At 35.6% G+C, this 16,609-nt stretch carries 9 protein-coding genes; 6 read left to right on the top strand and 3 right to left on the bottom strand.

The features are described from left to right. The first annotated feature begins 103 nt into the window (after positions 1-103). Positions 104-3,613: a hypothetical protein gene (locus FC88_RS02530; protein ID WP_057812462.1), complete on the top strand. Its 3,510-nt coding sequence runs from the start codon at positions 104-106 to the stop codon at positions 3,611-3,613. A gap of 327 nt (positions 3,614-3,940) precedes the next feature. Here FC88_RS02530 and FC88_RS02525 read toward each other — a convergent pair whose 3' ends face one another. Next, positions 3,941-4,915, bottom strand: a complete 975-nt coding sequence (locus FC88_RS02525; RefSeq protein WP_230083871.1) for a MucBP domain-containing protein — start codon at positions 4,913-4,915, stop codon at positions 3,941-3,943. A 340-nt stretch (positions 4,916-5,255) separates the two neighbouring features. Here FC88_RS02525 and FC88_RS02520 point away from each other — a divergent pair, with 340 nt between their 5' ends. Both FC88_RS02520 and FC88_RS02515 read left to right on the top strand, forming a co-directional pair. Further along, the gene (locus tag FC88_RS02520) at positions 5,256-7,226 is read left to right on the top strand and encodes a hypothetical protein (RefSeq protein ID WP_057812458.1); all 1,971 of its coding nucleotides are present in this window, start codon (positions 5,256-5,258) and stop codon (positions 7,224-7,226) included. A gap of 98 nt (positions 7,227-7,324) precedes the next feature. Beyond that, positions 7,325-7,879, top strand: a complete 555-nt coding sequence (locus FC88_RS02515) for a PepSY domain-containing protein (protein WP_057812456.1) — start codon at positions 7,325-7,327, stop codon at positions 7,877-7,879. Between the two features lie 58 nt (positions 7,880-7,937). Here the strand turns inward: FC88_RS02515 and FC88_RS02510 are convergent, their stop codons facing one another. Continuing rightward, a complete protein-coding gene (locus tag FC88_RS02510; RefSeq protein ID WP_057812455.1) occupies positions 7,938-10,136 on the bottom strand; it encodes an ATP-dependent Clp protease ATP-binding subunit in 2,199 nt (732 codons plus the stop codon). Between the two features lie 326 nt (positions 10,137-10,462). Here FC88_RS02510 and FC88_RS02505 point away from each other — a divergent pair, with 326 nt between their 5' ends. Together FC88_RS02505 and ptsP are read left to right on the top strand one after the other, a co-directional pair. Continuing rightward, entirely contained in the window at positions 10,463-10,729 is a 267-nt protein-coding gene (locus FC88_RS02505) for a phosphocarrier protein HPr (RefSeq protein WP_057812453.1), read from the top strand. After that, positions 10,729-12,453: a phosphoenolpyruvate--protein phosphotransferase gene (ptsP, locus tag FC88_RS02500; RefSeq protein ID WP_057812451.1), complete on the top strand. Its 1,725-nt coding sequence runs from the start codon at positions 10,729-10,731 to the stop codon at positions 12,451-12,453. Before FC88_RS02505 ends, ptsP begins: the two co-directional genes overlap by 1 nt. 43 nt (positions 12,454-12,496) lie before the next feature. On the opposite strand, the gene FC88_RS02495 is transcribed toward ptsP, so the two are convergent. Beyond that, the gene (locus FC88_RS02495) at positions 12,497-13,069 is read right to left on the bottom strand and encodes a TetR/AcrR family transcriptional regulator (protein ID WP_057812449.1); all 573 of its coding nucleotides are present in this window, start codon (positions 13,067-13,069) and stop codon (positions 12,497-12,499) included. A gap of 419 nt (positions 13,070-13,488) precedes the next feature. Here FC88_RS02495 and FC88_RS02490 point away from each other — a divergent pair, with 419 nt between their 5' ends. Continuing rightward, the gene (locus FC88_RS02490; RefSeq protein ID WP_057812446.1) at positions 13,489-16,512 is read left to right on the top strand and encodes an MMPL family transporter; all 3,024 of its coding nucleotides are present in this window, start codon (positions 13,489-13,491) and stop codon (positions 16,510-16,512) included. Positions 16,513-16,609 lie beyond the last annotated feature (97 nt).

Raw genomic sequence — 16,609 nt, 5'->3', positions numbered from 1 at the left:
ATTTATGAATCAAATTGATAGTTTTTTTATAGTAAAATGTTTATACATAAACAATTAAAAATTACATGTGGCGAATAATTATTGTTATTAAGGGGAAATAAAAATGAAAAAGAAGAAGCTTTGCGTCATAGCCTTAGCCTTATTCTTTGTATCATTCCTATTCGGTTTCTTAGAAATAAATAACGTATTAGCAGCTGCACCAACTAAAGAGGAAGTTTATAGAGCTGCCCCTGAAGGAATAGATGTCAAAGAATTTTTAACACTTCCAGAAGAATATTCTCGAAAAGAAGGCGAACCATTCAAGAATCAAGCTACAATTATTGAGAAAGGCAATAGTACATACAATAACCCAACTGAAATCATACAAATGTTAGATAGCGGTGGAGAACAAAACCAAATAGCCGCATTTTGGGGAACCTATAAAGATCCAAATGACGATTCAAAATATTATAACTATTTTGACCTAACAAAAAGACAAACAATTTCAGCTTGGATTTATTTGGGTGACACTTTTTATGATGAAACTGATTCAGAGTCAGGTAAAACTTCCGATGGAATCGCCCTTGTTATACAAAATGATAGTCGTGGTGATTTAGCTATTGCTAGAGGTGCTCGGCCGGAATTCGAAGACCCAGCTTATGGAGAAACCTTGGGAGTATGGGGTAGTGGTCAAGATGATTATATCGCGGCTAAGAATACTTTATTCAATACGGGTACTGTGTTAGATTTGACATCAGGCGCTATCGAAAATAGTCTGGCTTTGGAATTCGATACAATCAGAAACGCTAATAAATTTGTAATGTACACAAATAGTGTTGATGATTTTTTTGATGGTTTATCTACCTCAGGTTCAGATATGGTTAAAGGACAACATATTGCTTTTGGATACCCCGGGGAACGTAGTACATATGAAGAATTTATGGAAAAGTCTTTTTTTGGGGAAGAATACTTTTACTATGGTTTAAATCATCAAGGGCAGATTCATAACTTATACTTATCTGGATATGATTATGATGAATCGGCAAATAATTCTTGGCGCCACATTACAGTGGACTACACTCCGCCAACTGATGGATCTAATAGCGCCCATATTTCTTATATTTACAACGATAAAAATTACGATGGAACAGCTAAGTCTTATCGCAACTGGGATAAAAGAATAAATCAAGAAATCGATATTAGTAAAATTAAAGGAACAGATGGTAATACGAAAGTAAGATGGGGATTTACGGCTGCTACCGGTTCTCCAAATTCAGTTCCTAAAGATTATGCAATTTTATTCCAACAAATGCCTAACGTAGCTAACGCTGATGCTTCAACGTCATTATATGATCTATCGCAGTATGACTCTTCAGGAAAATTAGGACGTAAAATTAGTGATTTGGACAAAAAAGAGACTACAGAGTCAAAAGATGATCCGAAGTTCAATGTTTCCAATAAAGATAAATTAAGATTCGACTATGATATTATTTATAATTCTGGTTTTACTGGTACAGGGGAATTAACCACTATCATCAATTTACCTGAACAAGTTGATTTTAAACCGGGTATTAATGAAGATTTAGCCGATGATACAATCGGTCAAATTATTTACAGTGATGGCGACAATGACAAAACGACTGATATTTCTGTCAGTGATATTACTACTGATAGTGACGGTAATCAGATCATTAATTTAAAACTAGACTCTTTGAAGTTTGAAAATGAAAAGCTGTCGGTCCAATTGTACGGTCAAGCAAATGCACAAAAAACGCCGACGACTGTCGCTAATAAGCACATTTCATATAAAGGACAATACTATATTGATGATGCAATGAGTCCTTCGTTTATTATCAATGACAGTTTGGAAGCCGAAAATACTGATGAATTAACAAAAGATGTTGCTTATGAAGATAATTTCAATTTGTCAGGAAAGTTAAAATATACAAATGGTTCGAAGATGGATAATGATACGAAAATCTATACTGTTATTAATGGGAAAACACGTTTAGCTAATGGTAGTTTGATGATTGCTAATGATGAATTATCAGCTGATTTTGATATCTCTATGATTTCGGCTTCAACTAATAATAGTTGGTTGAACGTTGGTGAAAATAAGGTTCAAGTATATGCAGTCGATAGCATGAATCGCGTCTCTAATTCGATTGAATATACGATCAATGTTGCAGACTTTACTAGTATAATTATTACTACTGATAAATTGAATTATTCGATTTATATGAAGGAAAATGTATTGTTAGAAACAAGTTTAAAATATGCTAATAACGAGAGTTTTTATCCTACAGAAATTGTTTGGCATTTTGTTACTAATGGCGAAGAAACCACGTATCTTAACGAAGGTAGTGAATCATTAGACTTATTGAGATTTGACAAATCAATAGAGGGTACCAATTTAGAAGTTGGTAAAAATACGATCGATGTTTATGCTACAGATGGAGTTAGAAAATCTAACACCTTAACTTATACTATTGACGTGTCAGAAAAAGAATTAATTGCAGAAGCTGATGAAGAAACACAAAACATTACAGTTAATAACAATGATCCAGTAAATTTATCAGGGTTATTTTATTATAGTGATGATTCAGAATTTACAGGTGAAAATGGAGCAAGAGTATCGTATATTATTAAGACAGAATTAGGTGAACAAGAACCAGTTACAGTTTATGATGCTGAAGGAAAAATCAATCTGGAAATTAATCCGATTTTAAATAACGAAACAATTGGAAACGATTTTATTAGTATAAATAAGGAAATAGAAGATGGTAAGCATCCTGGCTTAAGAGAAGGCAAAAACGAAATTTATGTAACGATTCAAGATGGCACTTATACGTCTAATACGTTAGTTTATACAATTAATGTTCCTAAGTTACATTCGCAAATAACTACCGATTCACCGGTGATTACGGTTAGAAGTATATTTAAAGGTAATATTCCAAAATATACTTACACATATGTTAATGGAGAGGATTATTATATTTCTCAAAGTAATCTGTATGAATTTTATTCTAGTTCAAATATAGATGGTTATATAGATTTCAATCAAAGAAGAAATTCTGAAAAATTCTTACAAACAGCAGATTTTGAAAGTTTCTTTGACTGGGTCGAATTGAAACTTTCAACTAGCGAAGAAAATAATATTAGTTTAATGACTTACGATAATTATGGTAGAAAGAGTAATACTATCAATTATTCAGTTATTTACCAAAAGAAAGACTTGTCGCTAGATGTGGAGGATTATCGTTTCAATCCAGTTAACTTAGGTGGAAAGAAGTTAGTTTCACGTGAAGGAGATTGGGATGTAAAGGTAAATAGTTACAACGCTAAATGGCAATTGTTTGCTCAACAAACGAGTGATTTCGTTTTAGAAAGTAATTTTAATACGGTTATGAATGCTGGCATGGTTTTCAAAGATGAAAATGATGGCGTTCGTTCCTTAATAGATGAGAAACAATTGATTGCTTATGACTCAACCGGTGGAAAAGTTGATAAAGTTACTGACGTTGCTGATGCTTGGGATAGTGATGAAGGTATCTTGTTACAATTAAATGGTTTGAATTTGCCTGGAGAATACTCAAGTGAGTTAACTTGGACATTGGTTGACAGTGATATGTAAAAAGACCTCGTTAGATTAATTTCGGTTCTTTCTTAAGTTAAGTTAGTGCTGGATGTCGTCGTCCGTTCCGCTTTGTGGATGCTGGAACGTACTGGGCGCAACTTGAAGCTAATTCCAAAACCGGGAATCATCTCCAAGATTGACCTTTCACTAAGCAATAAATTGCTAAGTGAAATTTCAGTACTGAGCATCCACAAAGCTGCCACTACCGACTAGATAACGTCATTTATGGTTTATTTCAAATAATTCAGAGTCAAAAATAGCATCAATTCAGATATAGTCGTTTGCATTAACTATTTATCTGAATTGATGCTTATTTGTTTGGTTCTAGATATTTAAATATTTACTTTCAACGTAATAACCATCTTTTAATTCAGCCCAAACACTGTAGTTGTCAAGTTGAACTAATTGTTTAACAAAAACGTTTTGACCACCTTGGTAACGTTGATTGTCCATGTCGCCATAAGGAGTTTTCCAAGCGGTAATGTATTGGTCACGATAGTACATTACTTTAACGGATTTGTTGATGGGCATACTGTCGATTACTGAATAAGTGTAACTGATATTTTCAGCAGCTTGAGAAAGGGGACTGTTCAGCATTTCTTGACGAGGAGATGTTTGTTTGATGATCTTTGTAGCAATGCTTTCGGTACTAGGTACCCAAGTGTTACCACCCAAGTTGTACCAAATCGTTCCATTGTAAGTTTCTTGAACAGCACGATAGACTTTCCAAGATGTTCCATAGGGTAAAGTTTTTTCCAGAGGAACTTTATTCAGTGGCTGATTGAAGACTTTAACGTTATCAGAAGTTTCCACAAATAAGTCTTTGTTAGTTCGATACTCTTTAATAGGAAGAACATTGTAAATATATTCTTGTTCTTGAACTTTAGATGTGAATTGACCACGAGGCTTTTTAGGTGAGTGAACTAAGAAATGGTTGGCCTCTTCTAAAGGCTGTGTGTCAAATTCTCGATTTAAGTCACCAACTAAGTATTGTGGATCAGAAATCAAATTACCTTCAGTATTACGATGATAAACGATGACTGGGGCAGAAAGTTGGTTAGCATAAACCAAATAAATTCCATCAGAATTGGGGATGAAAGTTTGTTGGAAATTAGTTACCGAGGACAAAACGTATCCAGGTATTTCTTGCCAAGGAATATCTAACTTATCTAAATAGTGTCCCTTGATAGTGACTGGTTTGGCGATGTCTTTACCCAAAGAATTGACATAGTGGACCTTGATCTCAATATCATCGCGGGTTAATTTTTTTACTTTTGGTGATAATACATCATTTTCCATAGTCTTTTCCCCATTATGGGAAAAAGGGCGTTGGCGAGTTTTCTTTCCCATAATAATTCCCTTCTAACATTAAATTATTGTCATTTTAACATGAATAAATCGGTAGGATTCCCTTTATGTAGCTATCTTAAGGATATTTAAAGGAAAAATAATAAACTGTAAAGAATTTTTTAACATTTCATTTTGGTTAAAAACCATGGAACACGTTTTTTTCAGAAGTCAATTAAATAATCTTAAAACATATATCATTTTTATAAAAATAATATTGTGTAATGTGAATTAATATACTAATTGTATCATGATATAATTTCTTCGCTAATATGAAGAAAGGGGTTTCATCATGAAGAAATTAAACGTTAAATGGGCATTATTGATTGCCATGTTAACATTTATGGCTGCATGTCTTTTCTCGGATAAGATTCAACGAGAAGTATCAGCCAATGAAGAGATTCCCGTGGAAGATATCACACCTTATAAAACACCAACTGGCGACGTTAAGAAGTTCTTAGGTATTTGGATGTCATCTGGATACAACCTTCAGCCTCAATCTAATAACTATACTGTGGTTGATAGTTCCACAACTTTGAGAACTGACCAAGGTAGATCGTTTTGGACGACATTATTTACGATAACATCGTGGGCACACTACCAGTGGTATGAAACAACTGATGGAACAAAATGGACTGAAGTCTCAAGAAAGAATGGAGGAACAAAGAAAAACTTAACTGTTACGCCTACTGAAGTTGGTACAAAATACTATCAACAAGAGGTACAGTGGTATATGGCTATTTCTACGCCTCTAGCACCAACCGTTTATTCAAAAGTTGCAGCGGTTCATGCTTTAGATAAACACGTTTCAGCGACCGATATCGAAGTAAGTGTCGATGATGATTATATTTATAACTATGAGTCAGAAATTACGACCACTTCAACTTATGCTCATGCTAAAGTCACACCATCCAATTTTACTGGTGACATAAAATGGAGCATTGATAATACTGATTTAGCAACGATCGATGAAGATTCAGGATTGATTACTGCTAATACAAGAACTAAATCAGGAGTCGTTACGGTAACAGCTACAGCCATTAACAATGACGGAACTGAAGTTTCAGGTAGTACCGAAGTGACTGTCGGTGGTGGGTTGGAAGACCAGACTGTCAAAGCTGGTGAAACTGCTAAATTTGAATTGATGGGTAATATTGGCGAATTTGACGAGCAAGAAGATATGAATTATTCGATTCGTTGGTTCAAAGAAGATCCGATTACACATCAACAGTCAGAAATTGAAGTTGGCAATAACGCGATTGCACATACAACTCCGAAGACGACTTTAAATGACGATGGAACGTTGTTCTTTGCTTATATCACTGTAAAAGCTAACGGAAAAACTTATGAATATACTACTAATGAAGCAACCTTACATGTGTTACCTGATGGAGGACCGGATATTTCATTAGATGACACGTTAGAAAATAAGACTTTTAACAACAGTAGTGATAATTCAACTAACCTTTATGATGTTAACAGTGATGACAATGTAGTCTTTAAAACTACGATTACTAACAATAGTAGTAGCGGACAATTAAAGGATGCAACGTATACTTTACCGTTACGTGCTAACACAACGATTAATAAAGTTACTTTGGATAATCAAGAATTGAGTGATACAGATTATGAAGTTAAAAAAGATGCTGAATCCGGTGAAATGACTTTAATTGTAAAAAATATCAATTTAGGTATCCAGAAGTCAGCTGATTTAATGGTTGACATTACGGTGGGGTCAGTTAATAAACGTGAATCTTATCGTTCAATTGGTTATTTGACTGGGACCGATGATTCTGGTGGAAATGTTCAAAAAATTGGTACACCACGTTCAATGAATTTAACGACTAATAAGTTAGAGTATACGATTAAAGATATCGATTATGGCTCAATCAGACCAATTGGCAATGACAAAATTATTTTCCGCCAAAACAATGAAAGTAATTGGCCCGATAATATTATGGATGTTGACGATATGAGAAGGGATAAAACGCCAATCACATTGTCAGTTTCTCAAGATAGTGATTTTGTTAGTGAAGATAGTAAGAGCACTCTATCAGGCCACTTAAAATTTTTTGATGAAGATTATGAACAAGATTTGTTGACTGGTTCAGCCATTGTTTCACAAACCGAATCAGGGCAAGAGATGACCTCTTTAAGCTGGAAGACAGATAGAGGAGTCCTTTTGGAATTGGATAGCAAAAAATTAAATGCTTCAGGTAATTATGAAACAAAACTGAACTGGGTCTTTACAGATAGTATTTAAAGAAACGAAGTGGATGAAAATCTACTTCGTTTCTTTGGTAAAAATCACTATATTCCAATATAATTAAGGTAATGTAAAAATAAAAGTGGGTGATATTAATGAAAAAGTATTTTCTGGGAATCGTTTTATTGTTGATGACAGGGGTAATCGTTGGCTGTTCTAATGGATCTAATAGCTCCAAAGATAATTCAACGACTACTAGTGAGTTAAAAGACGAGACTAAAGTTAGCGTCAATGAAGCCATCAAGTTGTATCAAAAGAATTTTCCCAAGGCTGACATTATTTCAATTGAATTGGAAAAGCATCTAGGGAAGCCGGTATATACAATTGAGGGAGCCGATAAAACTACTGAATACCAGCTCAACATTAATGCCATCAACAAGAAAGTTAAGCAAAAATCAGAGGAACCTTTAGATGAAGAGGACCGCTCTGAAGCTAAAACTGAAAAATTAGATTTGAATAATCTAATTACTCTTAATAAAGCCGCCCAAATTGCTAAAAAGGCCGCTAAAGGTGGAAAAGCAACTGAATTTAAACTGGAACAAAATCTGGGCGTGACTTTTTGGGAAGTTAAAGTAGTCGATGGTCATACTGAAACTGAAGTACAAATTCATGCTCAAAAAGGTAAAGTTCTCAAAACAGAAAAAGACTAATTAAAAACCAAAAAAACACGAAGTCATTTGGCTTCGTGTTTTTATTTAGCACCACTAATTATTCTTCAGTATCAGGTGCACTATACTTAGAAATTTTAATTTCATCTTTGTCGACATGTGCTTCTAGTTGCTTATCCTTTGGATGATCTAGGAAGTAGTCGGCAACTTTATCTTCGATTTGTTCTTCAATCACACGACGGAGTGGACGAGCACCCATCTTAGGGTTGTAGCCCAAATCAACTAATTTATCTTTAGCATCTTTAGTTACGTGGATACTTAATCCTTGGTCAGCAATCATCTTGTTAGTGTCATCGAGCATTAAGTCAACGATCTTCAAGAGATTGTTCTTGGTTAAGGAGTTGAATTCAACGATGCCATCGAATCTGTTTAAGAATTCTGGTTTGAAGTATTCGGACAAGCGATTCATGATTGAATTTGTTGTCCCATTTGCTTCAGCGCTGAATCCAACATTAGCCTCTTGCATACCTTGACCGGCATTTGAAGTCATTATGATGATAGTATCCTTGAAACTAACAGTTCTACCTTGAGAATCTGTCAAACGACCATCATCGAGGATTTGCAAGAACATGTGCATAACGTCAGGATGAGCTTTTTCAATTTCATCTAGTAGAACTAGACTGTAAGGATTACGACGAACCTTTTCAGTTAATTGACCAGCCTCTTCGTAACCAACATACCCGGGAGGCGAACCGATCAATTTAGAAATTGAATGCTTTTCCATGTACTCAGACATATCGAAACGAATCATTGAATCCTCTGAGCCAAATAGTTCACGAGCAAGTTGTTTTGCTAGTTCTGTTTTACCAACACCAGTAGGTCCAACGAACAAGAAGGAGCCAATTGGACGACCAGATTTGTTAAAACCGACTCTGTTACGACGAATTGCACGTGCTACATCACCAACGGCCTTGTCTTGACCAATCAAATGCTTCTTCAAATCTGGTTCCAAGTTCTTTAATTGAGCTTGTTCATTTGATTGCAATTCACCGACAGGGATGTTGGTCTTTTCTTCGATAATTTTTTCGATTTCTTTATCGGTAACGATATTTTGACCAGCAGGTTCATCTTTGTTGCTATTTTTCATATCTTGGAATTTTGTAACTTGATCACGATAGTAAGCAGCTTTTTCGTAATCTTCATTACGTAGGGCAGCTTGCTTTTGGACTTCAGCGTCTGATATCTTGTTGTCCAAGTCAGCCATGTCAACGTGGTTGATTTGTAGGTTCTTCTTTGAACCAGCTTCATCAATCAAATCGATGGCTTTATCAGGTAAGAATCTATCTTGAATGTAACGAGCTGATAACTCAGCTGCAGCCATAATAGCCTCACTAGAATACTTAACGTGATGATAATCTTCATATTTAGGTTGAAGCCCCTTAAGAATTTGAACAGTCTCATCAACTGTAGGTTCGTTAACTTGAACTGGTTGAAGCCGACGTTCGAGAGCTGAATCCTTTTCAATTGTCCGATATTCATTCAAAGTAGTTGCACCAACTAATTGGATGTCACCACGTGCTAGGGCAGGTTTCAAGACGTTACCAGCATCCATACCGCCTTCAGCATTACCAGCACCAACAATTTCATGAATTTCATCAATGAAGAGGATGATATTCTTATTCTTTTGAAGTTCGTTGATAAGTTGTTGCATTCTTTGTTCAAATTGACCACGAACACCAGTACCTTGAACTAGAGAAACAACGTCTAATCTTACAACGTGTTTATTTTGTAATTTTTCTGGTACGTCGCCGTCAACAATTTTTTGAGCAAGACCTTCAACAACAGCAGTTTTACCAACACCTGCTTCACCAATTAAAACAGGATTGTTTTTAGTTCTTCTATTTAATATTTCAATTACTCGATTAATTTCCTTGTCACGACCAATGACTGGATCAATCTGTCCTTTTTTGGCAAGGTCAGTAAGATCGACACCATATTGATCTAAGACTCCGTTACCTCTAGGTCTGCGACCATTACCATTGCCGCCACCGGTTTGAGTTTGGGGACCTTGTTGCTCGAAAGCATTAGGTTGTTGTGCGCCGTTTAAGGCGTTGAACAAGTCTTCAAAACTAGAAAATCCACCGTTAGGATTTTGTGTCATATTATTCATACCTTCGTTAGCTTGATTTCTTAATTTTTGATAACAGTTTTGGCAGAGATTGATTTCTGTCCTTTGACCGTTAACACTTGTATAAAGATGAATTGTTGCTTCATTCTTATGACAATTTTGACATAACATACGCACCCCACCTTTCCTTTATCACAGGATACAACGGTAGTATATAATTAGCACTCGACGAATGCAAGTGCTAAGTCTTGAGATTGGAAAATTTTATTATATTAATAGTAAATAAAAATATTTTTTCAAATTTCTTTGAAAAAGTTTGATAATATAAACGCTTTCAGGGAGTAGTGTTGTAAGCGTTAAACGTCTTATCACAGTTGGTTTAAGTTCACTTTTTTTGAGCATGCCCCTTGTGAAAAATGAAAGATAATGGTAAATTAATTAGTGAATATTTGTAGTATTACTACAGAATTTTATAACTATATGGTGAGGTATTTATTATGGAAAAGAAAGAATTTCACATTATTGCAGAAACAGGAATCCACGCACGTCCAGCTACTATGTTGGTACAAACAGCTAGCAAGTTTAGCTCAGACATCAACATCGAATTTTCAGGTAAATCAGTAAACTTGAAGTCAATCATGGGTGTTATGTCACTAGGTGTTGGCCAAGGTGCTGATGTTGCTATTACAGCCGATGGTGACGATGCTGCTGACGCAATCGTAGCTATTTCAGATACAATGACAAAGGAAGGTTTGGCAGAATAATGGTTAAAACTATTAAAGGGATCGCAGCTAGTGATGGTATCGCAACTGCAGAAGCATACCTTTTAGTTCAACCAGATTTGTCTTTCAATAAGAAAAGTATTTCAGATGCTGATGCAGAAATCAGTCGTCTTAAAGATGCTATTTCAACATCAGATGATGAACTAACAAAAATCAGAGATACCGCTAAGGAATCTCTAGGTGAAGAAGAAGCTCAAGTCTTTGATGCACATAAGATGATTTTGGCTGATCCAGAATTTACGGGTGCCGTTGAACAAGAAGTAAAAGATAAGAGTGTTAATGCTGAACAAGCATTGCATGATGTATCAGAAAACTTCATTGCTATTTTTGAAGGAATGACAGACAACCCATACATGCAAGAAAGAGCAGCCGATGTACGCGATGTCACAAAACGTGTTATGGCTCACTTATTAGGTGTAGCATTACCAAATCCAGCATTGATCGACCACGAAGTCGTTATCGTTGCTCATGATTTGACACCAAGTGATACTGCTCAATTAAACAAAAAGTATGTTAAAGGTTTCGTTACTGATATTGGTGGTCGTACAGCCCACTCAGCTATTATGGCTCGTTCTTTGGAACTACCTGCTGTTGTTGGTACAGATACAATCACTAAAGATGTTAAAGAAGGCGATACAGTCATCGTTGATGGTTTAGACGGTGCTGCTATTGTTGAACCAACTGATGACGATATCAAACATTACGCTGAATTAGCCAAGAAGTTTGCCGAAGAAAAAGCAGAATGGGAAAAATTAAAGGACGAACCTTCAGTTACAGCTGATGGCAAGCACTTTGATATTGCTGCTAATATCGGTACTCCTGATGATTTACAAGGTGTTATTGATAACGGTGCCGAAGGTGTCGGTTTGTATCGTACAGAATTCTTGTACATGCAATCAGATAAACTTCCAACTGAAGATGATCAATTTGAAGCCTACAAGAAAGTTCTTGAAGGAATGAAAGGTAAGCCAGTCGTTGTCCGTACAATGGATATCGGTGGTGACAAACACTTGCCATACTTACCACTTCCAGAAGAAATGAACCCATTCTTAGGTTACCGTGCTATCCGTATTAGTTTGGATAGACAAGAAATCTTCAGAACACAACTAAGAGCTTTGCTACGTGCATCTGCTTTTGGTAACTTACGTATCATGTTCCCAATGATTGGTACATTGCAAGAATTTAGAGATGCTAAGAAGGTCTTTGAAGAAGAAAAGGCTAAATTAGTTAAAGATGGCGTTAAGGTTTCCGATGACATTCAATTAGGAATGATGATGGAAGTTCCTGCTGCTGCTGTTCTTGCTGATCAATTCGCTAAAGAAGTTGACTTCTTCAGTATCGGAACAAACGATTTGATTCAATATACTATGGCTGCTGATCGTGGTAATGAACACGTTTCATACCTATACCAACCATATAACCCTTCAATCTTGAGATTGATCAAACATGTTATTGAATCAGCTCATAAAGAAGGTAAGTGGGCTGGTATGTGTGGTGAAGCTGCTGGTGATAACACAATGCTTCCACTACTATTGAGCATGGGTCTTGATGAATACTCAATGAGTGCAACATCAGTACTTCGTGTAAGAAGTTTGATGAAGAAGTTGAGCACAAAGGACTTAGCTACATTAGCTGACCGTGCTGTTAATGAATCAATCACTAACGAAGATAATAAGAAGCTTGTTGAAGAATATCTAAACAAGTAATTAAGTATTAAAAAGAGTTCGCAATTTGCGAACTCTTTTTTTGTCAAAATTTTCCATTTAATAACGCAATTAAGTATTCATCAGCAGTCTTCGTCTCGATATCTGGTTCATCGAATAGACACCATTCAAGCATGCCAATTAACAAATCACTGAAAAATCGTGACAACATTTTTGCAGGAACTTGATTGGAATGATTGTTAGCACAATATTGATATACTACTTTATTGACTTCATGTTTTAAATACCCTGACATGTTGTGCCAAAGATGTGAATTAACACCATTATTTTCTTTGATATTAGTTAGTAATGATTCATTGCTGTGGAAAAAGCCCAGTAACAAATTAAAGGCGTCTACTAAAGTGTTATTTTCAGAAGTAATTGCTAATCTTTCAAAAACGTCTTTAGCGATGTAAGACCAAAGGTATTGCAATAAGTCAATTTTATCATCGAAGTAATTGTAAAAGGTAGCACGAGGATATTCACTTCGTACGCAAATATCATTTACGGTGATCTTATCGAAATCTTTTTCGCTCAATTCTTCAAACATAGCAATACGAAAAGCCTTTAAAGTTCTTTTGGCTCCTAAAGTCAGGTGCTTGTTCACATCTATCTTCATGAAATATTTCCCCCAAATAAAATCTAGTCTAAGCCTAACATAAGAAATTCCTTGATTCCATATCTACTAGTGTCTATTATTTTGCAGATTTAAAAAAATGTCAAAATATGGGCTAATATAAAATTATTGTCTCTTGTATAAATAAAATAACAATTTTATCATTAAGAATGAATTTTCAGAAAGTATATATACGATATTCATAACCTTGATATGTATTGCATATTTCTAGTAATAAAAAGATTAATATGGCATGATAACGCATGGGGAAATCTAAACTTGGATGTGGTGATTATGCCAAATTAAATTAACTAGTTTTGATCAATTTATTACAATGATGCTTGCATTATCTATGATTAATAGATTCGAGAAAGGAAAAACTATATTTTGCTCGGTTGTGGTTTAATATAGTAGCTATTCTTGTGGGAAAGATTAAAAATAAATATCTTTTAGCGTTAATAGGTTGGATTATTGTGGTAGTGGCTGCGTTGGTAATGATGCCTAACGTTTCACAATTGGTTAGAAACAAGGGGACCATCACGTTACCTAGCTATACCGAGAGTCAAAAAGCCTCAAAGATTGAGAAAAAGGCTAATGGCAATAAGTCAGTTATAACGTATACGGTTGTCTTTAAGAGTGGTAGCGGAGCCAAGTTAACTCCAAATCAATCAACTAAAATTGACAATCAATTAAATAAATTGAGCAATGAAAAATCACTGAAAATTAAAAAAGTCATGGGTCCAAGTGACAATGCTCAAACAAAGAAGCAATTGATTGCCAAAGACAAAACGACACAATTGGCCCAAGTTACGGTTAAAGATGACAATGCCGTTGGGACTCAAGTTAAAAAGTTAAAAAATCAATTAAAGATTTCTGGTATTAAAACGTATGTAACTGGTGCGGATGCATTGAATGATGAATTCTCGACCGTTACAGAAAGGGGAATTCAAAAAACTGAAGTAATTGCGATAATTTTCATCTTTATCGTTTTAATCTTAGTTTTCCGTTCACCGATCGTGCCATTGATTTCGTTACTAAATGTTGGTGTAGCCTTTGTTACATCGTTGAGTATCGTAATGAATCTTGCAGAAAAAGTGAACTTTCCAATTTCAAACTTTACTCAAGTATTCTTAGTCGTAGTTTTGTTTGGTATCGGAACTGATTATAATATCTTACTTTATAATTACTTTAAAGGAGCGTTGGCTAGAGGACTGTCGGCTAAAGAAGCAGCTCATGACGCGCAAAAGCATGGTGGCCGAACGATTCTTTATAGTGGGGTCTCTGTTTTAATCGGATTCTCCGTTCTTTCACTAGCTAAATTCTCCTTCTATCAGAGTGCTGTTGGAGTAGCTATCGGTGTACTAGTCTTGTTAGCTGTCTTGTTGACATTGAATATGTTCTTCATGCAAGCTCTTGGTGAGAAGATGTTTTGGCCAAGTAAAGTCAGTGCTGGTAGTGGCAAGAGTCACATTTGGTACGGCTTATCACGTGCGGCTTTAGCATACCCAGTTGTTATTTTGGGAATTATTGCTGTAGCAGCAGTGCCTTTCTTAGTTAATAATAGTTCGACATTGAACTTCAATAATGCTGATGAAGTTCCTGATAGTTATCAAGCTAAATATGGTTATAAAGTTATTCAAAGCCACTTTAGCAAGGGAATGTCAGCACCAGCAACGATTTATATTCAAAGTAAATCTAAATTAACATCTCAAGGAAACTTGGCGGATATTGATAAATTAACGCAATATCTCAAACAAGAACCAGGTGTTAAAACTGTTACTTCAGCTACTCAACCTGGTGGATCTAAGATTAAGAGTATGTATTTGAAGAATCAATTAGTAACTATTACTAATGGTCTAAATACTTCAACTAAGGGACTTGAAAAGATTAAGTCTGGTTTGAATTCTGCTAGTTCACAATTGCAAAGCGCCAATATCGGTGGCAGTGTTTCTCAAGTACAAGAGTTAGCTGATGGAACTAGTCAATTGCAAGCTGGAGCACAACAATTATCTAGTGGTATTGATCAATATACTTCTGGCGTTTCGACTGTTAATAGTGGTTTACAAAGTGCAAATAGTCAATTACCAACATTGAGTAGTGGCGTTTCTACCTTAACAAGTAGTTCGCAACAATTAACATCTGGATTAAGCCAGCTACAGTCACAAGTTAATGCTTTGTCTGGACAAGCAACCCAATTATTGACTTTATTACAAAGTTCAGGACAAGATACTAGTGCCGCAGCCGGTGAAATTAGTCAATTACAAAGTGCTATTAGTCAGTTGAGCAGTGGTTCCAGTGCAGTTTCAAGTGGAATGAGTCAACTCCAAGGACAAATTCCAACTTTGACTTCTGGAATGTCACAATTGGCCAGTGGAACGAATACATTGGTAGCATCTAATTCAACTTTGACTAGTGGTGGACAAAGCTTGGCTACCGGTTCAGCAACTGTTAATAGTGGTGTTCAACAGATGAATACTCAACTTCAACAAATGAGTTCACAAGTAACACAATTGGAAGAGGGTCTAGTTTCTGCTGACAGTGGATTAGAGACAATCGCCAAGGGTAACACGACTATGAAAACTTATTTGGATGGTCTACGTAAGTCTTATGTCGGTGATACTTTCTATTTACCTAAAGCAACTATTAAGAGTAAGACCTTTAAACCAGCACTTGATGCTTATATGAATAACAATCGTAAGATTGCTACAATTACGTTAGTCTTTAAGGGTGATCCTAATAGTGAGACAACTTCTAAACAATTGAAGACGATTCAAACTGATATGAAGGCGCAATTAAAGCACAGTTCATTGAAGAATGCTAAAGTTGCTGTTGGTGGTGAAACTTCTCAAAATAACGATTTGAGAACTTTAGCTAATGGTGACTTCGGAAGAACAGCGTTGATCATGACTATTGGTATCGGAATTGCCTTGATTGTTGTAACTGAATCGATCCTACAACCAATGACAATTATTGGAACTTTGTTGTTAGCTTATGAAGCAGCTCTAGGTATCACAAGAATCTTCTCAAAGAGTGTTCTTGGTGATAACTTATTGAGTTGGAATACACCATTCTTTACCTTCATTATGTTAATGGCCTTGGGTGTTGATTACAGTATCTTCTTGATGGTCAGATTCAAGGATGAACCAATGTCTGATTTGAAAGATCGAATGCTTAACGCAGCTACTGCAATCGGGACCGTGGTTATTTCAGCGGCTATCATTTTGAGTGGTACCTTTGCTGCCTTGATTCCTTCAGGTGTTACAACTCTGATTCAAGTGGCTCTAGGTGTAATCTTTGGTTTGATTATCTTAGTTATTATCTTGCCATTGACCTTGTCGTCATTGATTAGTTTGACTAAGTGGCATGATGATCGAATGATTCATCGTAAGAAACCAGAGAAGAAATCTGCAAAAAAAGATGATTCTGGGGATGCAAAAACTGAATAAAATTATTCATTGAATAAAAAAGGGAACATTTTAGAATTGTAAATTGTGAAGTGCTCTAAAATTGTTAGACATAATCTAACAACTTTGGGAGCACTTT

Source organism: Companilactobacillus futsaii JCM 17355 (genome assembly GCF_001435505.1).
Lineage (GTDB): Bacteria > Bacillota > Bacilli > Lactobacillales > Lactobacillaceae > Companilactobacillus > Companilactobacillus futsaii.
Note: the sequence above shows the minus strand (reverse complement) of the source record. Positions and strands in the feature narration are given on the sequence as shown.

Bases quoted from the DNA above. Each gene is read 5' to 3' on its own strand.
- FC88_RS02530 (WP_057812462.1), top strand. From the start codon at position 104: ATGAAAAAGAAGAAGCTTTGCGTCATAGCCTTAGCCTTATTCTTTGTA.
- FC88_RS02525 (WP_230083871.1), bottom strand. From the start codon at position 4,915: ATGGAAAATGATGTATTATCACCAAAAGTAAAAAAATTAACCCGCGAT.
- FC88_RS02520 (WP_057812458.1), top strand. From the start codon at position 5,256: ATGAAGAAATTAAACGTTAAATGGGCATTATTGATTGCCATGTTAACA.
- FC88_RS02515 (WP_057812456.1), top strand. From the start codon at position 7,325: ATGAAAAAGTATTTTCTGGGAATCGTTTTATTGTTGATGACAGGGGTA.
- FC88_RS02510 (WP_057812455.1), bottom strand. From the start codon at position 10,136: ATGTTATGTCAAAATTGTCATAAGAATGAAGCAACAATTCATCTTTAT.
- FC88_RS02505 (WP_057812453.1), top strand. From the start codon at position 10,463: ATGGAAAAGAAAGAATTTCACATTATTGCAGAAACAGGAATCCACGCA.
- ptsP (WP_057812451.1), top strand. From the start codon at position 10,729: ATGGTTAAAACTATTAAAGGGATCGCAGCTAGTGATGGTATCGCAACT.
- FC88_RS02495 (WP_057812449.1), bottom strand. From the start codon at position 13,069: ATGAAGATAGATGTGAACAAGCACCTGACTTTAGGAGCCAAAAGAACT.